Annotated in this window: 16 protein-coding genes; 11 read left to right on the top strand and 5 right to left on the bottom strand. The window is 64.9% G+C overall.

Going from position 1 to position 20,505, the window contains the following annotated elements:
- Positions 1–58 precede the first annotated feature (58 nt).
- From infA to aat, 3 genes are all read right to left on the bottom strand, one after another.
- Positions 59–277 (bottom strand): translation initiation factor IF-1, encoded by a 219-nt coding sequence (gene infA, locus IZU87_RS14455; RefSeq protein ID WP_024953359.1) that lies wholly within the window; start codon positions 275–277, stop codon positions 59–61.
- A gap of 393 nt (positions 278–670) precedes the next feature.
- The gene (locus IZU87_RS14450; protein ID WP_054555616.1) at positions 671–1,474 is read right to left on the bottom strand and encodes an arginyltransferase; all 804 of its coding nucleotides are present in this window, start codon (positions 1,472–1,474) and stop codon (positions 671–673) included.
- A gap of 36 nt (positions 1,475–1,510) precedes the next feature.
- Positions 1,511–2,227, bottom strand: a complete 717-nt coding sequence (gene aat, locus IZU87_RS14445) for a leucyl/phenylalanyl-tRNA--protein transferase (RefSeq protein WP_213114993.1) — start codon at positions 2,225–2,227, stop codon at positions 1,511–1,513.
- Positions 2,228–2,397: 170 nt separating this feature from the next.
- On the opposite strand from aat, the gene IZU87_RS17765 reads away from it, so the two are divergent.
- Positions 2,398–6,483, top strand: coding sequence for a DNA translocase FtsK (locus IZU87_RS17765; RefSeq protein ID WP_249330623.1), 4,086 nt, complete (start codon positions 2,398–2,400; stop codon positions 6,481–6,483).
- A gap of 200 nt (positions 6,484–6,683) precedes the next feature.
- The gene (lolA, locus tag IZU87_RS14430) at positions 6,684–7,352 is read left to right on the top strand and encodes an outer membrane lipoprotein periplasmic chaperone LolA (protein ID WP_213114992.1); all 669 of its coding nucleotides are present in this window, start codon (positions 6,684–6,686) and stop codon (positions 7,350–7,352) included.
- A gap of 131 nt (positions 7,353–7,483) precedes the next feature.
- Here the strand turns inward: lolA and IZU87_RS14425 are convergent, their stop codons facing one another.
- A complete protein-coding gene (locus IZU87_RS14425) occupies positions 7,484–8,851 on the bottom strand; it encodes a replication-associated recombination protein A (protein ID WP_213114991.1) in 1,368 nt (455 codons plus the stop codon).
- A gap of 312 nt (positions 8,852–9,163) precedes the next feature.
- Here IZU87_RS14425 and IZU87_RS14420 point away from each other — a divergent pair, with 312 nt between their 5' ends.
- The 9 genes from IZU87_RS14420 to IZU87_RS14380 all read left to right on the top strand — a co-directional run bounded on the left by IZU87_RS14420 (position 9,164) and on the right by IZU87_RS14380 (position 20,124).
- Positions 9,164–9,712, top strand: a complete 549-nt coding sequence (locus IZU87_RS14420) for a hemerythrin domain-containing protein (protein ID WP_043331576.1) — start codon at positions 9,164–9,166, stop codon at positions 9,710–9,712.
- A 237-nt stretch (positions 9,713–9,949) separates the two neighbouring features.
- Complete coding sequence (locus IZU87_RS14415; protein WP_213114990.1) at positions 9,950–11,503, top strand: NAD-dependent succinate-semialdehyde dehydrogenase; 1,554 nt, start codon at positions 9,950–9,952, stop codon at positions 11,501–11,503.
- Between the two features lie 96 nt (positions 11,504–11,599).
- Entirely contained in the window at positions 11,600–13,060 is a 1,461-nt protein-coding gene (locus IZU87_RS14410; RefSeq protein ID WP_213114989.1) for an aminotransferase, read from the top strand.
- Positions 13,061–13,063: 3 nt separating this feature from the next.
- Positions 13,064–14,173 (top strand): pyridoxal-phosphate dependent enzyme, encoded by a 1,110-nt coding sequence (locus IZU87_RS14405; protein ID WP_213114988.1) that lies wholly within the window; start codon positions 13,064–13,066, stop codon positions 14,171–14,173.
- 58 nt (positions 14,174–14,231) lie between these two features.
- Positions 14,232–15,245, top strand: a complete 1,014-nt coding sequence (locus IZU87_RS14400) for a cyclodeaminase (protein WP_249330622.1) — start codon at positions 14,232–14,234, stop codon at positions 15,243–15,245.
- A gap of 134 nt (positions 15,246–15,379) precedes the next feature.
- On the top strand, positions 15,380–16,240 hold the full coding sequence (locus IZU87_RS14395) for an HAD family hydrolase (RefSeq protein WP_213114987.1): 861 nt from the start codon (positions 15,380–15,382) through the stop codon (positions 16,238–16,240).
- Between the two features lie 6 nt (positions 16,241–16,246).
- The gene (locus tag IZU87_RS14390; protein ID WP_213114986.1) at positions 16,247–17,302 is read left to right on the top strand and encodes a DMT family transporter; all 1,056 of its coding nucleotides are present in this window, start codon (positions 16,247–16,249) and stop codon (positions 17,300–17,302) included.
- 264 nt (positions 17,303–17,566) lie between these two features.
- Complete coding sequence (locus IZU87_RS14385; protein WP_213114985.1) at positions 17,567–19,054, top strand: SulP family inorganic anion transporter; 1,488 nt, start codon at positions 17,567–17,569, stop codon at positions 19,052–19,054.
- A gap of 179 nt (positions 19,055–19,233) precedes the next feature.
- Positions 19,234–20,124, top strand: a complete 891-nt coding sequence (locus IZU87_RS14380; protein WP_213114984.1) for a universal stress protein — start codon at positions 19,234–19,236, stop codon at positions 20,122–20,124.
- A gap of 140 nt (positions 20,125–20,264) precedes the next feature.
- Here IZU87_RS14380 and IZU87_RS14375 read toward each other — a convergent pair.
- On the bottom strand, positions 20,265–20,505 hold a 241-nt coding region (locus tag IZU87_RS14375), incomplete at its 5' end, for a hypothetical protein (RefSeq protein ID WP_213114983.1).

The raw sequence follows: 20,505 nt of genomic DNA, 5'->3' as shown, positions 1-20,505 counted from the left end.
GTCCAGGACGTGCAGAGTGATCGATGGCATGGCAACCGGCAGGGCAGTCTGACCGTGCTTAGCGCGAACGGTAGACGATACGGCCCTTGGACAGGTCGTACGGAGTCAGCTCAACCTTGACCTTGTCGCCAGTCAGGATACGGATGTAGTTCTTGCGCATCTTGCCGGAGATGTGAGCGGTCACGATGTGGCCGTTTTCCAGTTCAACACGGAAAGTGGTGTTCGGAAGGGTGTCGACGATGACGCCTTCCATTTCAATATGATCTTCACGCGCCATATAGGCTGATCCTCACTTATTACAGGGAATACTGCTGGTAGTTCCGAGCCGCCTCAGCACAAAAAGTGCCCGATTCGGGACTTCGATACGCGATATTGTGCCGTAAGGGCGGCGGCAAGGCAAAGTCGAAGCGCGATTGTACGCTCCTTGAGCGCCTGTGGGCAGCTCAGGAGGAAGATAAAAATCGGCATCTTGCGCCGGGGCAACTCTCGGCAGGCGGTTGGTCGGCACTCGGCGCTGTCTGGTGAGCCCCTGCCCGCTGAGCGATGCGTCACCTTAGCGTTGTCGGAGCGCTTGCGTCGAGAGGGCGCCTGGGAAGCGTGTCGAAAGAGCCTATGGAATGAGCCCTTGGAATGAGCCCTTGGAATGAGCCCATGCAATGAGCTCAGCGCGTCACTCGCCGGATGTCACTGACGCGCCTTGCTTGACCAGGCTCAGTGGCAGATGACTGTCGGTATGGTTGGCCGGTATGCGTCGCCGCCAGTGGCTGCCATCCAGATACTCGAGCGGCTGGAAATGCTGCTTGTAGTTCATCTTGCGGCAATCGCGGATCCAGTAGCCCAGATAGAGGTGGGTCAGGCCTTCGCGGCGTGCCTGCTCAATCTGCCAAAGCACCGCGTAGGTCCCCAGCGAGCGCTGATTCAGTGACTCATCCGGATCGTAGAAGGTATAGATGGCGGATAGGCCATGACTCATGCGGTCCATGGCGGCGACGGCCACCAGACGGCCATCGAGGCGAAAGCTCACCAGGCGGGCATAGTCATCGCGGGAGGTGAGGAAGGTGCGATACTGCTCATGACTGGGCGGGAACATGTCGCCATCCGCATGACGGCTGCGGATGTAATGGGCGTACAGGCGATAATGCTCGGGGTCGAAGAGTGCCGGCCCCTCTTCGATGACCAGGTCGGCATTGCGACGCACCAGACGCTTCTGGGTGCGGTTGGGCGTGAAGTCGGCGATCGGCACGCGTACGGAAATGCAGGCACGGCAATCACCGCAATGCGGACGATAGAGATGAGAGCCGCTGCGACGAAAGCCGAGCAGGGCAAGGGCGTCATAGACACCGGAATTGGGCGCTTCCTGCGGATCGAGAAACAGCGTGGTCGCCTGGCGGCCTTCCAGATAGCTGCAAGCGTGCGGTACCGTCAGAAAGAAGCGCAGATCGCGTTGCGGTTGCTTGGGGGTATTGCTGCTCACCGTTGCATCATCTCCCTCTTGGAATTGCCATGGCCATCATTCCCGGACGTGCTGCGTGGGCCAGGATGTCAGTGACCACTTGCCCTCATGCCCTTGGCCAGTGGCATACTGGTCAAGATAGCTGATGAAATCGCTGCGGGCGATGCTGCGGGCGCCAAGACTTGCCAGGTGCGGAGTATGCATCTGACAGTCGATCAACGGGAAATCCCGTGCCTTCAATTCCTGGCACAGGATCACCAGCGCCAGTTTCGAGGCATCGGGCACGCGCGAGAACATCGACTCGCCGAAGAAGATGCGTCCACAGGCGACGCCATACAGGCCGCCCACCAGAGAATCGCCCTGCCAGACTTCAACGCTGTGGGCATGTCCCATGGCATGCAGGGCGATGTAGGCCTGCTGCATTTCTGGCAATATCCACGTGCCTGCCTGGCCATCGCGAGGAATGCTGGCACAGGCATTGATCACACCGGTAAAGTCGCGGTCGATACTGTAGCTCAGGCCTGCATTGCGCAGGCGCTTGGCCAGACTGCGGCGTACACGGACTTCCTCTGGCTTGAGCACCATGCGTGGGTCCGGTGACCACCACAGGATAGGGTCACCCGGACTGAACCAGGGAAATATGCCGCGGGAGTAGGCCGCCAGCAGCCACTCGGGACTGAGTTCGCCCCCTGCACACAGCAGGCCGTCGGGCTCGCTCAGGGCGGTGGAAGCATGCGGAAAGCGGACAGGGGCAGGGGGAAGCCAGGGAAGCATGGGCAGCCTCTTGTCGGTTCGGGAACATGCACGGAGCAATGGGCTCCTGGCGCCTTGGCGTCATGAGCAGACGTGAATCGGCAATTATGACGTCACTGCCATCGAATGGTTATGATAACCGGCTGAAGGTACATGGAAAATCGCCCACAAGGTGCAAGGGGGATGGCGACTTGACTGCCAAGAGTGCCAGAAAGACAAGTCGGGAACAGGCCAAGCCTGAAACCCGTAGCCGCCGTGCGGCAGCAACACCCAGGAAGCGTGCCCGTCAGAAAGCGGACTCGCCGGGCTTCTTCGCGCGTCTGCGCGGTGCTTCGGCCACTGAGTCCAGCCCGGCACGCAAGACGCCGCGCGTCTCGGGCAAGCCCGCGAGGAAGGACGCCAGCGGCCAGCCTGCTGCCAAGGCCAGAAACAAGCCGCGCGTGCAGGAAGAGAGCCCTGCAGCCCAGCGCCGCGCCGAGCGTCAGGCCGAACGCGCCGAACGCCAAGCCATCCGCGCCGAGCAGCGTGCGGAGAAGGCAGCGCGACCACCGTCACGCCTGACCACCACCCTGCAGGGCGTCAGCCGTGAAGGTGTGGTCATTCTCATGCTCAGCCTCTGCGTCTTCATGCTGCTGGCGCTGTTCAGCTATGCGCCGACGGACCCCGGCTGGTCCTACAGCGGCCCTGAGCTGACGCCCAGCAACTGGATGGGCAGCATCGGCGCCTGGCTGTCAGACGTGCTGTATTCGCTGTTTGGCGGCAGTGCCCTGTGGTGGCCGGCGATGCTGGGCTTCGGTGCCTGGCGTCTGATGCGTCAGCCCAGCACTGAGCTGGTGTGGGACCCGACGACCATCGCGGTGCGCGCTGGCGGCCTGTTCCTGCTGATCATGGCGACCTGCGTCATCGGTGATATCCAGTTCTACAGCCCCGACAGCCAGCTGACCAACGGCGCGGGCGGTATCCTCGGCAAGGGCATCGCCGGGGCACTGACGCCATTGATCGGCATGGGCGGCACGGTACTGGTCGCGATGGCCAGCTTCCTGTGCGGCTTCACGCTGTTTACCGGCATGTCGTGGCTGACGGTCATGGATGAGCTGGGCAATGGCTGCATGCGGGTGTCCGGCTGGTTCGCCGAGCGCTTCAATAGCCGCCGCGACGACCAGGACGCCTACGATGACGAGGCAGCCTACGCCGAAGAGTCGCTGACGCACGAGGACGGTGAAGAGGATGACTCGGATCGCGACCCGGCCCCCAGACTGAGCTGGTGGCAGCGTCTGCTGCCGGGCCGCCGTGCCCGAGAGGAGGAGTGGGACGAGGACAGCGACGAGATTCTGCTTGGTCGCCGTCAGGAGGCAGAAGGCATCGCCGCCGAGCCGCGCGGCCAGCGCCGTGTCGAGCCGTCTCTGGATGGCGGCACCGACGAGGCCATCAGCGCGCGCGATGACTTCGCGGATGACCGCAGCACCGATATCCCGTGGCAGACCGCTGAAACCACGCCCTCCGCCAAGGTGCCGGGCGCTGCCTACACCGAGCGCATGACGGTGCAGAGCGCCAATGTCAGCATCGAAGGGGTTGATCTGGCCGCGGCCCTGAAGACCGCCGTGGCGGCAGAGGCCGCCTCCGCGCCGCGTGTCGCGCATGCCGATGTCACGCGCTCCCGTCTGCCGCAAGCCGCTGCCATTGAGGCCGAGCGCCAGCGTCATGCTGACGCCTCAGTCACGACGCAGGCTCCCAAGGCGGCGACGCCAACCCCTGCCGTCGAAGGCACGGAATCAGCCTCCGACAGCACGGCTGCCCCTGCTGCCTGGGACGCCGCCTCTGCCTTTGCGCCGACCGCTCGTCACGACACGGCTCGTCATGAGACTGCCCGTCACGAGACGGCGCAAGACGCTCAGGCGCAGAGCGAGGCCGAAGCTCACAAGGCTCCGTCTCAGGCACAAGCTCAGGCTCAAGAGCTGGCTCGCGAGCAGGAAGCGCAGCGCTTGGCTGATCAGGAAGCGCAACGTCTGGCAGAGCAGGAGGCGCAGCGCGAAGCAGAACAGAAAGCGCAGCGTGCAGCCGAGCAGCAAGCGGCAGAGCGACAAGCACAGCTTGAAAAGCAGGCGCAGCTTGAGAAGCAGGCGCAGCTTGAGAAAGAGGCACAGCGTGAGCGCGACGCGCAACTTGCGCGCGAGCGCAGCGATGCCGCGCCGGATAGCCGCAATCAACCGCCGGAGCCCAGGGACGACGATGATGCGCCCCTGCCCGGTAGTGGTGGTCAATTCGCCACGGCCGCAGGGCTGGCTGCTGGTGCGGGTGTGATGGCGGCCGGTGTCGCGGCGGCCTCTTCCGAGACTCCCGCTCGCAAGGCGGTCGTTTCCTGGGATGATGCCTTCGGGCAGCCGACGGGCAACGCGCCGACACCGGCAGACGCGCCTGCGGCACCGAGCAGCCTGTCTGCCACGCAGCAGCATGCCCCTGAGCCGCGTCAGCCTGCAGCGCCTCATCAACCGGCCGAGCCGGTCGCGCCAGCGGAGCCCGATTCCGTGGCGCCTCAGGCCGAGCATGTGCCGCCTTTCGAGGCGCCGACAGCCACGCCGGAAGCGACACCCGCACCGGCTGAGCGTCCTTCCTGGGCCTATGACGGCGATGAGTCCGGCATGGTGCCGGGCGGTGGTCGTCTGGCGACGGCGGAAGATGCGCAGGCGGCTGCCAGTGATCCCTCCGGCCCGACCCTGTGGACCGTGGAGCACATGCAGAGTCAGCGCCATGAAGGCGCCGATCACGAGGACGAGCCGGAAGGGGATCTGCCGCAGCTGAGTCTGCTGACGCCGCCGGATGCCCAGAAGCCCAACTACAGCGAAGAAGAGCTCGACCAGATGGCCGAGCTGCTGGTGGTGCGTCTGCGCGAGTATGGCGTCAAGGCCGAGGTGGCGGATGTCTGGCCGGGGCCGGTCATCACGCGCTTCGAGATTCAGCCGGCGCCGGGCGTCAAGGCGTCCAAGATCTCCAACCTGTCGACGGACCTGGCGCGTTCGCTGCTGGTCAAGAGCGTGCGTGTGGTCGAGGTGATTCCGGGCCGTCCGACGGTCGGCATCGAGATTCCCAACCCCAACCGCGCCATGATTCGCCTGCGTGAAGTGTTCGATTCCGATGCCTATCAGCTGGCGGAATCTCCGGTCACCCTGGCGCTGGGGCAGGACATCGGTGGCGCCCCTGTCGTGGCCAACCTCGGCAAGATGCCACACCTGCTGGTCGCCGGTACCACCGGTTCGGGCAAGTCAGTCGGCATCAACTCGATGCTGATCTCGATGCTGCTCAAGGCCACGCCGGATGAAGTGCGCATGATCATGGTCGACCCCAAGATGCTGGAGCTGTCGGTCTATGACGGCATTCCGCACCTGTTGGCGCCGGTGGTGACCGACATGAAGGAGGCCGCCAACGCCCTGCGCTGGTGTGTCGCCGAGATGGAGCGTCGCTACAAGCTGATGGCCGCCATGGGCGTGCGCAACCTGGCCGGCTTCAATGCCAAGATCGATGAAGCCGAGGCACATGGTGCCCAGATCGCCGACCCGCTGTGGGAGCCGCAGCCCTGGGAGATGCACCAGCATCCGCCGGTGCTCGCCAAGCTGCCCTACATCGTGGTGGTGATCGACGAGTTCGCCGACATGTTCATGATCGTCGGCAAGAAGGTCGAGGAGCTGATCGCACGTCTGGCCCAGAAGGCGCGCGCCGCGGGGATTCACCTGATTCTGGCCACCCAGCGTCCGTCGGTGGACGTGGTGACCGGCCTGATCAAGGCCAACATCCCGACGCGCATGGCCTTCCAGGTCTCCTCCAAGATCGACTCGCGCACCATCCTCGATCAGGGCGGCGCCGAGGACCTGCTGGGTCACGGTGACATGCTCTACCTGCCGGCCGGTGCCGGCATGCCGACGCGCGTTCACGGTGCCTTCGTCGATGATGACGAGGTTCACCGTGTGGTCGATGACTGGAAGCGTCGCGGCTCGCCGGAGTACATCGAGGAGATCCTCACCGGTGGCGTGCAGGCCGATGCCTTGGCCGGTCTCGAGGCCGAAGGTGAGGACAGCGATGCCGAGCAGGATGCGCTTTACGATGAGGCCGTGGCCTATGTGGTCGAGTCGCGTCGTGCCTCCATCTCTGCCGTGCAGCGTCGCTTCAAGATCGGGTACAACCGCGCCGCGCGTCTGGTCGAGGCGATGGAGATGGCGGGCGTCGTCTCCGCGATGGGCACCAATGGCTCGCGGGAAGTGATCGCGCCCAACCACAGCGGCTAGCCGCCGCAGGTCTGGTCGCTGAAACACACGAAGGGGAGCTTTTTGCTCCCCTTCGTGTCAAAGACGTCAGATAACAGATCACTGCCAGCAGGCTGTTGGCAGTGATCATCCCGAATCGCTGAAATGATGATGGTCAGGTGCAGGGCATCGGTGCCCGTTGCCGAGGCTTGCCACTGGTCTTCCTCATCGCAAGGAGTTTCATGAAGACATTGTCCCGTTCTTTCGCTTCTTCGTTGACCTCTCGTCTGGCCAAGGGGCTGGGCGCCGCGCTGATGCTGGGCATGGCCGCTCTGCCAGCGCACGCCGAGGAGTCGGCAGGCGATCGTCTGGCGCGCCTGCTGGAGCCGCTCAAGACCTATGCTGCCGACTTCGATCAGCAGATCCTCGATGCCTCCGGTCAGCGTCTGCAGGAAGCCAAGGGCAAGATGTGGCTGTCGCGCCCGGGCAAGTTCCGCTGGAGCGTCGATGCGCCGTACCGTCAGGAAGTGGTGTCGGATGGCAAGGAAGTCTATCTGCATGATCCGGACCTCGAGCAGGTCACCGTGCAGCCGCTGGATGAGCGCGTCACCCACACGCCGGCGCTGTTGCTGTCCGGTCGTGCCAGCGAGCTGACCGCCAACTATGCGGTCAAGCGTCAGCAGCAGGGCGCACGTGAGACCTTCACGCTGACGCCAAAACAGGCCGATACGCTGTTTGAAAGCCTCAAGCTGACCTTCGACAGCGAGCAGCTCGACATGCTGCAGATGGCGGATTCCACCGGCCAGCGCACGGCGATCGACTTCAGCAACGTGCAGTACAACCCGTCGCTGCAGGATAGCCGTTTCGTGTTCCAGATCCCGCAAGGCGCCGACGTCATTCGCGAGCAGTGATCACGCCCAAGGTGCAGCGCAAATCCTGAATACGCTTGAATAAACAAGAACGCCCGGACCATCTGGTCCGGGCGTTCTTGTCTGTGCCAGTCGCGACTTGGCAGCCATGTGCGCGCAGGATTCGCCGCTGATCAGCTCTGTCCGGGCGTCTCGCCACGGTCTGCGGCGGCGTCCTGCTCGCGGCGCCAGCGCTCTATCTCGGCGAAGCGTTTCTCGCCACCATGCTGGGTCGGGCGATAGAACTGCTGGGTCGGCAGCTCTTCTGGCCAGGCATCGTGGGAGCGGCCGGCCGGATAGCCATTGGGCTCGTTGTGGGCATAGCGATAGCCTTCGCCCATGCCCAGCTCCTTCATCAGCGTGGTCGGGGCATTGCGCAGGTAGACCGGCACACCGAAGTGGGGCTGTTGGCGCACGAAGGTCTTGGCTTCCTTCCAGGCCACCTCGATGGCATTGCTCTTGGGCGCGATGGCCAGGTGAATCGCCGCATGGGCGATGGCGCGCTGGCCCTCGTAGTCACCGAGGCGCAGATAGGCGTCCCAGGCGGCGATGGTCAGCGGCAGGGCGCGTGGGTCGGCGTTGCCGACATCCTCGGAGGCAATCGCCGTCAGGCGACGCACGACATCCAGCGGGTCGCCGCCGCCATCCATGAAGCGCGCCATGTACAACAGCGCCGCGTCGGGCCGCGAGGAGCGTATCGACTTGTGGATCGCCGACAGCAGGTCGTAATAGTCATCGCCCTGTTTGTCGAAGCTCGAGGCCTGATGGCCCAGCACGGCCTCCAGCGAGCTGTCCTCGAGTATCTCGCGCGTTCCCCCCTGGGCATCTGGCTCACGGCGCACGAAGTCACAGGCGGTCTCCAGCAGGCCGAGGGCGCGGCGTGCATCGCCGGAGGCCGAGCGCGCGATGCGGGTCAGCGTCTCGCGGCTGGCTTCGATGTGACGCTTGCCGAGGCCGTTGACCTCATCCTGCAGGGCGCGCGTCAGTACCTCGATCAGGTCGTCCGTCTCGAGGGCCTTGAGCACATAGACCCGCGCCCGCGACAGCAAGGCCGAGTTGACCTCGAAGGACGGGTTCTCGGTGGTCGCGCCGATCAGCGTCAGCAGGCCGGATTCCACATGCGGCAACAGGGCGTCCTGCTGGCTCTTGTTGAGGCGATGGATCTCATCGAGAAACATCACCGTCTGGCGATCGCTGGCCTGGAAGTGTCTGGCGCGCTCCACCACCTCGCGGATGTCCTTGACGCCGGCCATCACCGCCGAGAGCTGCTCCAGATGGGCATCACAGCCCTTGGCGAGAATCTCGGCCAGCGTTGTCTTGCCGACCCCCGGCGGCCCCCACAGGATCATCGAGCGCACCACGCCGGAGGCCACCATCTGGCGCAGTGGCATGTCAGGCCCGACCAACGCTGTCTGTCCGATGTAGTCATCCAGGGTGCGGGGACGCATGCGGAAGGCCAGTGGCGCATGGGAATTCGAGGCGGTATCGGCAAAAAGATCCATCGGCGAGTCTGGCTCCGGCAGGCGTGGGGCAGTATTGCGCTCATCATGGCCGATCCTGCAGGACTGTACAAATCAGCAGGGGCGGCACGGTCAGTCAGCGGCCTCAGGCCGCGCGTGGCATTGCACCAGACTGTCATGTTTTCCTGACAGCATGACACGCTCATTTAGGCAATCCCACCCAACGTCTAACTGGCGCTCGGGGGATGTGTCCTACACTTCTAGGTGACGACATTGCTACATTCGGTAGCAATGCCCGAGGCGGCAGCGCTGTCTGCCAGCATCGGCCACCTGTTCCGTAAGGAGGAGGAAGTCATGCCCAATGTGACTCAGCTGCGCCAGGACCACGCCAACATGGCCCGTCTGCTGCACGTGCTTTCGCACCGCCACAAGACGCTCGTCAGTGGTGAGCGTCCCGACTTTCGCATGATGCGTGAGGTGGTGGATTACATTCTCGATTACATGCAGGGCTTCATCATTCCGCTGGAGCGTCAATGCACCCAGATGCTGTGCGAACGCTCCGAAGACGCCGCGCCACTCTGTCAGCGCCTCATCCAGCAATATCGCACCCTGCACGAGCGTCTGGACAAGCTGTCCGACAATCTCGACAGCATCCTGATGGACCAGATCATCCCGATGGATCAGTTCAATGCCGACCTGCGCGAGTATGTGGAGGCACACCGTGACTACCTGCGTGCCGAGCGCCAGGAGCTGTTCCCGCTGATGCGCGACAACCTCAGTGATGAGGAATGGCAGCAGCTGACCGATGCCATCCCGCATGCGCGCACCGAGCTTGAGCGCCTTCAGGAAGCCTACCCGGAACTCTACGCCGAGCTGACCGAGAGTGATGTCGTGACCGCCTGAGCCCTTTCGGTCCGATCTATAACGGTCTAGTCAGGAACTCGCCACACAGAAAGAATCCGCACTTTGCCCGCCACAACAGAAAGAACGCCAAGTCGTTGGCGGGTATTCCGAAAGTCTCCACGTCTCATCTCCCCCACACTGAGGTCATCACATGACGCCCGCCGCGTTTCGGTGGGCGTTGTCTTTGGCGGTGTTCCGCCTTCTCTGATGACGGCCGTGCGGCCCGGGAGACAAGCGATGAGTGCTCAATCTCTTGCACGACAGTGGGCAACTTCCCAGGACGGAGCGACGTCCGAGCCCACCCAGTTCGCCAGCCAAGGCATTGCCCTGGAAGACCCGCGCCTGTTTCGCCAGCTCGCCTACGTGAATGGCTGCTGGGTGCATGGTGAAGGCGGGCGTGAGGAGGCGGTCTTCGACCCCGCCACCGGCGAGCGTCTCGGCCAGGTGCCATGGCTCGAGGAGGCGCAGATCGACGCCGCCATCGCCACCGCCGATGCGGCCCAGCGTGAATGGCGCAAGCTGCGCGTCGACCAGCGCGGCGAGCTGCTGGATGCCTGGTACGACCTCATCCGCGCCCACAAGGAAGACCTGGCCATGCTGATGACGCGTGAGCAGGGCAAGTCGCTGGAAGATGGGCGCGGCGAGGTGGAATACGGCGCCAGCTTCGTTCACTGGTTCGCCGAGGAGGGCAATCGTGCCTTCGGCGAGACCATTCCCAGCCATATCCCGAATGCCGCGCTGGGCACCGTGCGTGAGCCTATCGGTGTCGCGGCGCTGATCACGCCATGGAACTTCCCGCTGGCGATGATCACCCGCAAGGCCGCGGCCGCGCTGGCGGCAGGCTGTACGGTGCTGGTCAAGCCGGCCGGCGAGACGCCGTTCTCGGCGCTGGCGCTGGCGGAGCTGGCCGAGCGCGCCGGCATTCCCGCCGGTGTCTTCAGCGTCATCACCGGTGAGGCCTCCGAGGTCTCCAGGCAGCTGTGTGACGATCCGCGCGTCGCCGGGCTGTCATTCACCGGCTCCACCCGGGTCGGGCGTCTGCTGCTGAAACAGTGCGCCGACAGCGTCAAGCGTGTCTCGCTGGAACTGGGCGGCAATGCGCCCTTCATCGTCGGGCCGGACATGGACCCCGAGGAGGCTGCACGCGCCGCCGTCGATGCCAAGTTCCAGACCTCCGGTCAGGACTGCCTCGCGGCCGACCGTATCCTGGTCCACGACAGCCTCTATGAAGACTTCCTGAGTCACTTCGCGCGCATCATGAAGCAGCTCAAGGTCGGCAATGGCCAGGTGAAGGGGATCGACCTTGGCCCGCTGATCCACCGCGACGCCGTCGCCAAGGCGCAGACCATCGTCGATGACGCCGTCGAGCGCGGCGCGCGGCTGATCCACGGCGACCAGAGCATGGCGCCGGGCCCCAACTTCTTCATGCCGGTACTGCTGGCCGACATCACGCCGGACATGCGCGTCTGGCGCGAGGAAACCTTCTCGCCGGTGGCCGGCATCACCGCCTGGCACGATGAGGAAGAGGTGATCGCGATGGCCAACGACACCGAATACGGCCTCGCCGCCTACGTCTATACCCACGATGTGCGCCGCATCTGGCAACTGATGCGTGGCCTGCGCTTCGGTATGGTCTCGGTCAATTCCGTCAAGATGACCGGCGCGCCGATTCCCTTCGGCGGCGTCAAGCAATCTGGCCTGGGTCGCGAAGGTGGGCGTCAGGGGCTCGAGGAATATCTCGATATCAAGTACTACTGTCTGGGTGGACTGGAAAGCGCCTCCGGAAGTTGAGACGGACATCCTTCACTGTCACATGTCGATCATGGCGACCGGTGGCCATTGAGCACCGCCGGTCGATCGCCCCTAGTTGAGCATTCGGAGAGTCACATGAGCACCGATAACACCCTGAGTCAGGCCGCCAGCTTCGACGACGCGACCTCGACCGATGAGCTGATTCGCCGTGATCGCAAGGTCACCTTCCATGCCTCGACCCACCTGCGCGATTACGCCCAGGGCGATGCACCGGGCCGCGTGATCACCGGCGGCGAAGGCATCCGCATCCGCGAGCGTGACGGGCGCGAGCTGATCGACGGCTTCGCCGGTCTCTACTGCGTCAACATCGGTTACGGGCGCACGGAAGTCGCCGATGCCATCCACGAGCAGGCCCTCAAGCTCAGCTACTACCACACCTATGTCGGCCACTCGAACGAGCCGCAGATCGCGCTGTCCGAGAAGATTCTCGAACTGGCCGGCCCCGACATGTCCAGGGTCTACTACGGCATGTCCGGCAGTGATGCCAACGAGACCCAGCTCAAGCTGGTGCGCTATTACCACAACGTGATCGGCAAGCCGGAGAAGAAGAAGGTCATCTCGCGCTGGCGCGGCTATCACGGCTCCGGCATCGCCTCAGGCTCCTTGACCGGGCTGGCGGCCTTCCATGATCACTTCGATCTGCCGATTCCCGGCATCCTGCACACCGAGGCGCCGGATTATTACCGCCGTCCCGCCGAGTGCGCCGAGATGAGCGAGCGTGAATTCTCCACCTGGTGCGCCGAGAAGCTCGAGGCGATGATCCAGGCCGAAGGGCCGGAGACCGTCGGCGCCTTCATCGGCGAGCCGGTGCTGGGTACCGGTGGCATCGTGCCGCCGCCGGAGGGCTACTGGGAGGCCATCCAGGCCGTGCTCAAGCGCCACGACATCCTGTTGATCTGCGATGAGGTGGTGTGCGGCTTCGGGCGCATCGGCAGCCAGTTCGGCTACCAGCACTTCGGCATCAAGCCGGACCTGGTCACCATCGCCAAGGGCCTGACCAGCGCCTATCAGCCGCTGTCCGGGGTCATCGTCGGTGACCGCGTGTGGAAGGTACTGGAGCAGGGCACCGGCGAATTCGGCCCCATCGGCCACGGCTGGACCTACTCCGGCCATGCGCTGGGCGCCGCCTCCGGTGTCGCCAACCTGGAGATCATCCGCCGCGAGGGCCTGGTCGACAACGCCCGTGATACCGGCGCCTATCTGCAGAACGCCATGCAGGCAGCCTTTGCCGATCACCCCATCGTCGGCAATGTGCGTGGCATCGGCCTGCTGGCGGCGCTGGAGTTCTCGCCGCAGCCGTCACAGCGCAAGGCGTTCGACTCAGCGCTCAAGGTCGGCCCGCGCATCTCCGCGGCAGCCCTCGAGGAAGGCCTGGTCGCTCGCGCCATGCCGCAGGGCGACATCCTCGGCTTCGCGCCGCCGCTGGTGGTCACCCCCGAGGAAATCGATGACATCGTCGCCCGCGCGCGTCGCGCCGTGGACAAGGTGCATCAGGAGCTTGTCGACAATGGCGATCTCACGTCTGGTGATCAGTAAGCCATGGCATTGACCTTACCCCCGCTCAAGAGCACACGGGAAACGCCGCTGTCGCTGGCCGATATCTATGCCGCGCGCCAGCGGCTGTTTCATTCATCGACGGCCACGGGTGTCGAGCGCACGGCGCTGGTGCCTTCACCGGCGCTGTCGCGACGCTTCGATGCCGAGATTCTGCTCAAGCTGGAGACCCGCCAGCCCACCGGCGCCTTCAAGCTGCGCGGGGCCAGCAATCTGCTGGCCGCCGTGGCGGAGCAGGCCGCCGGGGAGGCCTTCGAGCGCCTCCAGCGCGGCGTGACCACCGCCTCCACCGGCAACCATGGTCGCGCGCTGGCCTACGCCGCGATGCGCCGTGGCCTCAGGGCGGTCATCTGTCTCTCCGAGCAGGTGCCCGCCAACAAGGTGCGTGCCATCGAGGTGCTGGGTGAGCTGGGCGGTGCCACTGGTGGCAGTGTCGAGGTGCGCCGGGTCGGGCGCAGCCAGGACGAGGCCTTCCACGAGGTCAATCGGCTGGTCGAGGAGGAGGGCATGCTGGCGGTGCCACCCTTCGATGACCCGCTGATCGCGGCCGGTCAGGGCACCATCGGGCTTGAGTTGATGGAGGATTGCCCGCAGCTCGATCAGGTACTGGTCGGACTGTCCGGTGGCGGCCTGCTCGGCGGCATCGGGGCGGCGCTCAAGGCGATTCGCCCCGAGACGCAGGTGCATGGCATCAGCCTCACCGAAGGCGCGGCCATGTGGCATAGCCTGCAGGCGGGCACACCGGTGGAGGTGGAAGAGGTCGCCAGCCTCGCGGATTCGCTGGGCGGCGGCATCGGGCTTGGCAATCACACCACGCTGCCGCTGGTGCGCCGCGTGATGGATGAACACCATCAGGTCAGCGAGCGCGCCATCGCTCGCGCCATGCTGATGCTGCTGGAAGAGGAGAAGCTGCTGGTCGAGGGCGCCGCCGTGGTCGGGCTTGCCGCACTCGAGGCCTCGCGGCTGGGCGAGACCGACCCGGCGCTGGCCGAGTCGATCCGCGGCCAGCGTGTCGCGCTGATCATCAGCGGCAATGGGGTCAGTCTGGAAACCTTCGATCAGGCCAGAGCGCTGCTGGCGGACGCTCAGCAGTGATTTTTTCGCCCATGGCTCACAGCGTGAGACAGATGACGGCACACCAGGAGGAGGGCGCATGACGGAACCGACTCAAGAAAGCATGCAGACGTATTCCCGTGAACAGATCGAGCAGGTCGTGGGGCTGGACGCCACGGCACTGGGCACCATTCGCGATGCCTTCATCGCGCTGGGCCAAGGCAAGGTGGTGCAGCCGCCGATCCTGTCGATGGCCATCGAGGAGGCCAACGGCGAGGTGGACGTCAAGACCGCCCACATCCAGGGGCTCAAGCACTTCGCGATCAAGATCAGCCCCGGCTTCTTCAACAATCCCGCCCGCGGCCTGCCAAGCCTCAATGGCCTGATGGTGGTGTTCTCCGCCGAGACGGGACTGGCCAAGGCCCTGCTGGATGACGGCGGCTATCTCACCGCCATTCGTACCGCACTGGCCGGAGCCGTGGCAGCAGAGGCCCTGTCACGCCCCGACAGCAAGCGCGTCGCGCTGATCGGCGCCGGTGAGCAGGCGAGCCTGCAGCTGGAAGCGCTGCGGCTGGTGCGTGACATCGAGAGTGTCGATGTCTGGGCGCGTGACAAGGAGCGCGGCGAGCGCTTCGCGCGGGACACCGAGCAGCGCCTGGGGCTCACCGTGCGCAGCCACGACAGCCTGCATGCGGTGTGTCAGAACGCCGATATCATCATCACCGCCACGCCGTCCCACACGCCGCTGCTGGAATACTCGATGCTGCCGGAAGGCGTGCATGTCACCGCGATGGGCTCCGACAGCCCCGAGAAGCGCGAACTGGAAGCCGACGTGCTGACCGATTGCGACTACTTCGTGTGTGACAGCCGCGCCCAGTCGGAAATCAATGGCGAGCTGAAGGGGCTGGATGAAGACCAGCCCAAGGCATGCGAGGTCTACGAGCTGGGCAAGCTGCTGGCCGATGGGCGTCGTCTGCGTGAGGGTGACCAGAACAGCGGTGAACAGGCTGAGACCGCCACTGATACCCTCATCACGGTGGCAGACCTTACCGGCACCGGCGTGCAGGACACCGCGATTGCCAGCCTGGCGCTCGCTCGACTCGCCCAGCGCTAGCACCGCACGCAGCGACAGCGGGTCATGAAGACGCGACGGACTTGCCCAGCGCGGCGCCGCATGCGAGGGTCACGCAGTAACGGCAGGAAGCCGTTGACTCCCTCGTCCACTCGGAGCCTGTCGTGACTCGAACCATGCCCTCACCCTCTGCTGCGCCGCGCGCCCTCAATGCTGCCCCCGGGGTAGAGGTCCGCCGCTCACCGCTGGCGGACCTCTGTGCCGACTGCGATGCCGTGACGCTGCTGCCACCGCTATCCCCGCCGGGTGAGGGGTATCTGCGCCATTTCTGCCAGCTGGATTCCCCGCTGGCGGTGTTCGATCTCGACGATACCCTGCTCGATGGCGACTGCACCGGCATGTGGATGCGCTGGATGGCCGCCTGTGGATGGATCGAGGATGTCGAGGCCTTCATGGCCATCGGCGAGCGCCACCAGAGCGAGTATCACGCCGGCACCCTGGACATCCACGAGCACACGGGGCATCTGCTCAGCCCGCTCATCGGGCGGCATCGCGATGAGGTGCGTCGCGAAGTCGATGATTTCGTGGAAGAAATGGTGATGCCGCGTCTGCTGGAAGGCGGCATCGCACGGCTGGCCGAACACGGCGAGGCGGGCCATCGCACCCTGATCATCTCCGCCTCCATGCATCACCTGGTCGGCCCCATCGCCAGTCGCCTGACCGCCGATGGCGCGCTGGCCACCCATCCTGCCTTCGATGATCAGGGCCGCTTCACCGGCGAGACCACCGGCATCGTCACCTTCCGCGAAGGCAAGCTGGCGGCGCTGGATGCCTGGCTGGTAGACGCCAGCCAGCTCAAGCGTGCGCCGCAGGCACTGTGGGGCTATTCCGATTCCCACAACGACCTGCCGCTGCTGGAGCGGGTCGATCACCCCCACGCCACCCAGCCGGATGCGCCGCTGCGCCAGTTCGCCGAAGCGCGTGGCTGGCCGGTGGTCGACTGGCGTCAGTCGCACCTGTCCATCGAATCGGACTGAGCGTGCATGAAGCCGTCGACTGACTCCCACCTTTCCCGTGATCACAGCCCGGATGCCAGAGCCCTGCAGGCGCGCGGCGTCGCGCTGACGGCGCTGGGCGTATTGCTGATCTCGCCAGATGCGCTGTTGCTGCGTCTCGCCGATGTCGCCGATGGTCCGCTGGTGTTCTGGCGCGGCCTGCTGACGGCCATCGGCTTCGCGCTGATTCTGCTGCTCACCCAGCGCGGCGGGCCAGGCCAGCGCTTCGCCAGTGCGCTGGCGCGCATGCGTGGCTGCGGGCGTACGGGGCTGTGGGTCGCGCTGCTGTTCACCGGCTCCACGCTGGGCTTCGTGCTCGCCAATCAATACACCCGCGCCGGCAATGTGCTGATCATCCTCGCCGCCAGTCCGCTGTTCGCGGCGCTGATGTCACGGCTATGGCTGGGCGAGCGCCAGCCGCGCCATGTGTGGGGCGCGATTCTGGTCTCGCTGGCGGGCATCACGCTGCTGGTGATGGACGAGGCGGGCAGCGGCTCGCTGACCGGCAATCTGCTCGCGCTGGGCTGCAGCCTGTCACTGGCGGGCAACTTCACGCTGTGTCGCACGCGCCCGGGCCTCGACATGAGCCCGATGCTGACGCTGTCGGGGCTTCTGACCGCGCTGTGTGGCCTGCTGGCCTGCACGTGGTTGGCGGTTTCTGGGGTAGGGGTAGGCGAGGGTGCAGCAGAGGTCCTCGAGAGCGTGATCACCCAGCTGTGGCCCTCGCACAGCGCTGATTTCGCCCAACGCGCCGGCTGGCTGGTGCTGCTGTGTCTGGTGCTATCGCCGCTGGGCTTCACGCTGATCCAGCGTGGCCCGCTGTATCTGCCGTCCGCCGAGGTGGCGCTGCTGATGCTGCTGGAAAGCGTGTTCGGCATCCTGTGGGTGTGGTGGGTGCTGGACGAGTCGCTGACCCTGCGCGGCTGGGTGGGCGGCGCCATGGTGCTGGGCGCGATGCTGATCAAGAGCCTGATCGACCGCCGCCTGCGTCACCTGCAGGCCACGCGTACGCCTTCTGTGGATGCGTCTGCGGGCGGCAACTGATACAATCCCGCCCATCCCCGAGTTTATTCACTGTCAAATGACAGCCCTCTGGACGCCTAACGGCGACCGGAGCGAATAGCTCATGGCGCGAAGAAAGCCACAGGGCGACCGGAAACGACGGCGACTTCACGACGCGAGCCAGGCGCGAGCGGCACTGCCCCTGACGGCAGTGATGAAGATTGCAACAACCGGACGCCAGACTGACTCGACAGCGCCAGGATTCAGCACGCACACCACCTTCCCCAACCTGTTGCGGACGACTCGATGACAAGCAGCCTCAAACAGCAGTGGCTCGCCAACCTCCGGCCCGACATCCTGTCCGGCCTGGTGGTGGCGTTGGCCCTGATCCCCGAAGCCATCGCCTTCTCCATCATTGCCGGTGTCGACCCCAAGGTCGGCCTGTATGCCTCCTTCTCCATCGCCGTGGTGACCGCCATCGCCGGTGGCCGTCCGGGCATGATCTCCGCCGCCACCGGTGCCATGGCACTGCTGATGGTCGACCTGGTCAAGGACCACGGCCTGGAATACCTGCTGGCCGCCACCGTGCTGACCGGCGTGATCCAGATCATCTTCGGCTACTTCAAGCTCGGCTCGCTGATGCGCTTCGTATCGCGCTCGGTGGTCACCGGCTTCGTGAATGCGCTGGCGATCCTGATCTTCATGGCCCAGCTGCCGGAGCTGACCAACGTCACCTGGCACGTCTACGCCATGACGGCGGCCGGTCTCGGCATCATCTACCTGCTGCCGCTGGTGCCGAAGGTCGGCAAGCTGCTGCCGTCGCCGCTGGTCTGCATCATCGTGCTCACCATCTTCGCGATGGTCGTCGGTCTGGATATCCGTACCGTCGGCGACATGGGCGAGCTGCCGGACAGCCTGCCGGTGTTCCTGATACCGGACATCCCCTTCAATCTGGAAACCCTGTGGATCATCCTGCCGTACTCGCTGCCGCTGGCGGTCGTGGGCCTGCTGGAATCCCTGATGACGGCCACCCTGGTCGATGACCTGACCGATACGCCGTCCGACAAGAACCGTGAGTGCAAGGGCCAGGGCGCGGCCAACGTCGTCACCGGCTTCCTCGGCGGCATGGCGGGTTGCGCGATGATCGGCCAGACGATGATCAACGTGAAGTCCGGCGGTCGTACGCGTCTCTCCACCATGGTGGCGGGTGTCGTGCTGCTGATCATGGTCGTGTTCCTCGGCCCGTGGGTCTCGCAGATTCCGATGGCCGCACTGGTCGCGGTGATGATCATGGTCTCCATCGGCACCTTCTCCTGGCAGTCGATCCGTGACCTCAAGACCCACCCGATGTCCACCAACATCGTCATGCTGGGCACCGTGGCCGTCGTGGTCGCGACCCACAACCTGGCGATCGGCGTGCTGGTCGGCGTGCTGCTCTCGGCGCTGTTCTTCGCCAACAAGATCGGCCAGGTGCTGCATATCGGCAGCGACATGAATGCCGATGGCCGTACCCGCGAATACCGCGTGGTCGGTCAGGTGTTCTTCGCCTCCAGCGAACAGTTCCAGGCCGGTTTTGATCTCAAGGAGACCGTCGAGCGCGTCGTCATCGACGTCAGCCGTGCGCACTTCTGGGACATCACCGCCATCGGCGCGCTGGACACCGTGGTGGTCAAGTTCCGTCGCGAGGGTACCGAGGTCGAGGTGCGTGGCCTCAACGAAGCCAGCGCCACGCTGGTGGATCGCTTCGCGGTGCATGACAAGCCGGATGCGGTCGAGAAACTGATGGGTCATTGATCCTGATGGCTCCCCCCGCCTGATCGAGGGCGGGGGCGCCAGTAGCGTGATTGATGCGTAAAGACGGCGGGCAGTCCTTCATGGGCTGCCCGCCGTTTGCGTTGGTGGGGTCGGAAAGTGGTAATCTCGAAACAGGCGCCTGAAGCGCCACCTTGATCGTCAGCATAAGGAAGCACGCCATGAGCCAATCCTCTGCCAGTGCCCTGACAGGCCATGACAAGGTCACCGCCTGCATTGACGGCTCCGCCTTTGCCGTCTCCGTGTGTGATGCCGCCGTATGGGCAAGCCAACGTCTCGCGGCGCCGCTGAGCTTCCTGCATGTGATCGACCGCCAGGAAGGGGCGGGCGAGGCCAGCAGTGATCTCTCCGGCAGTATCGGGCTCGGTGCGCGCGAGCACCTGCTGGAAGAACTCGCTACCCTGGATGAGCAACGCGGGCGTATCGCCCAGGAGCAGGGCCGTCTGATGCTGGAGGCCGCCTACGAGCGCGCCGTGCAGGCGGGTATCGCGGAGCCGCGCCCACGTCAGCGCAATGGAGAGCTGGTCGAGACCCTCGCGGATCTTGAAGACGAGATTCGCCTGCTGGTGATCGGCAAGCGCGGCGAAGGGGCGGAGCAGGCCAGCGAGCACCTCGGTAGCAATCTGGAGCGCGTGATTCGCAGCCTGCATCGTCCGGTGCTGGTGGTGCCGGGCGAGTTCAATCAGCCGACGCGGGTGCTGATCGCCTTCGATTGCAGTACCACCATCAAGCGCGCCGTCGAGGTATTGGCGGCCAGTCCGCTGCTGCAAGGCGCGGAGCTGCATCTGGTGATGGTCGGCGCGGAGTCGGTGGAACATCAGGCCCCGCTGGACGCCGCGCGCGACACCCTCACCGCGGCAGGTTTCAGCGTGCAGGCCAGCTTCAGAGCGGGGGAGGTGGAAGCCTGCCTGCGCGAATATGCCAAGGAACACGCCATCGACATGCTGGTGATGGGTGCCTACGGCCACTCGCGCATCCGTCAGCTGCTGGTCGGCAGCACTACCACCGAGATGATTCGCAACGCCACGGTGCCGCTGCTGATCCTGCGCTGAGCCGTGTCAGAGTCGCTCAGGTGGCTCTCTGAGCATTGGTTGATGAGCGAGCCGTTCCATCATTGCCGTGACGCCGCGCTTCCGTAATTTCTCGGGCGCGGCGTCTTGCTGTCTGGCGGGTGTCGTCGTATACCCGCAGTCTAGAGTTCACGCACGTTTTCCTGCATCGCCGGCAGCACGTGTGAAACAACAGGTTTCACCACAAGAGCCATCACAAGAGCCCCCATAACTGAAACCACAGGTTCTTCTGATACACCCGCCTTATTCACGAGTGCCCTGATCAGGCGGCTTGAAGTGGCTGGCCGTTGGGTTCTCGCACCAGGGGCGCTATCTACGCCGTAACGGCCCGCTGAATCATGCCCAAATGCTGCTCTTCTGTCG

The sequence above is a fragment of the Cobetia sp. MC34 genome (assembly GCF_018340035.1).
GTDB lineage: Bacteria > Pseudomonadota > Gammaproteobacteria > Pseudomonadales > Halomonadaceae > Cobetia > Cobetia amphilecti.
Note: the sequence above shows the minus strand (reverse complement) of the source record. Positions and strands in the feature narration are given on the sequence as shown.

Coding starts and splice junctions, on each gene's coding strand:
- IZU87_RS14410 (WP_213114989.1), top strand. CDS start 11,600: ATGAGCACCGATAACACCCTGAGTCAGGCCGCCAGCTTCGACGACGCG.
- infA (WP_024953359.1), bottom strand. CDS start 277: ATGGCGCGTGAAGATCATATTGAAATGGAAGGCGTCATCGTCGACACC.
- IZU87_RS14400 (WP_249330622.1), top strand. CDS start 14,232: ATGACGGAACCGACTCAAGAAAGCATGCAGACGTATTCCCGTGAACAG.
- IZU87_RS14395 (WP_213114987.1), top strand. CDS start 15,380: ATGCCCTCACCCTCTGCTGCGCCGCGCGCCCTCAATGCTGCCCCCGGG.
- aat (WP_213114993.1), bottom strand. CDS start 2,227: ATGCTTCCCTGGCTTCCCCCTGCCCCTGTCCGCTTTCCGCATGCTTCC.
- IZU87_RS14405 (WP_213114988.1), top strand. CDS start 13,064: ATGGCATTGACCTTACCCCCGCTCAAGAGCACACGGGAAACGCCGCTG.
- IZU87_RS14380 (WP_213114984.1), top strand. CDS start 19,234: ATGAGCCAATCCTCTGCCAGTGCCCTGACAGGCCATGACAAGGTCACC.
- IZU87_RS14425 (WP_213114991.1), bottom strand. CDS start 8,851: ATGGATCTTTTTGCCGATACCGCCTCGAATTCCCATGCGCCACTGGCC.
- IZU87_RS14415 (WP_213114990.1), top strand. CDS start 9,950: ATGAGTGCTCAATCTCTTGCACGACAGTGGGCAACTTCCCAGGACGGA.
- lolA (WP_213114992.1), top strand. CDS start 6,684: ATGAAGACATTGTCCCGTTCTTTCGCTTCTTCGTTGACCTCTCGTCTG.
- IZU87_RS14390 (WP_213114986.1), top strand. CDS start 16,247: ATGAAGCCGTCGACTGACTCCCACCTTTCCCGTGATCACAGCCCGGAT.
- IZU87_RS14385 (WP_213114985.1), top strand. CDS start 17,567: ATGACAAGCAGCCTCAAACAGCAGTGGCTCGCCAACCTCCGGCCCGAC.
- IZU87_RS14420 (WP_043331576.1), top strand. CDS start 9,164: ATGCCCAATGTGACTCAGCTGCGCCAGGACCACGCCAACATGGCCCGT.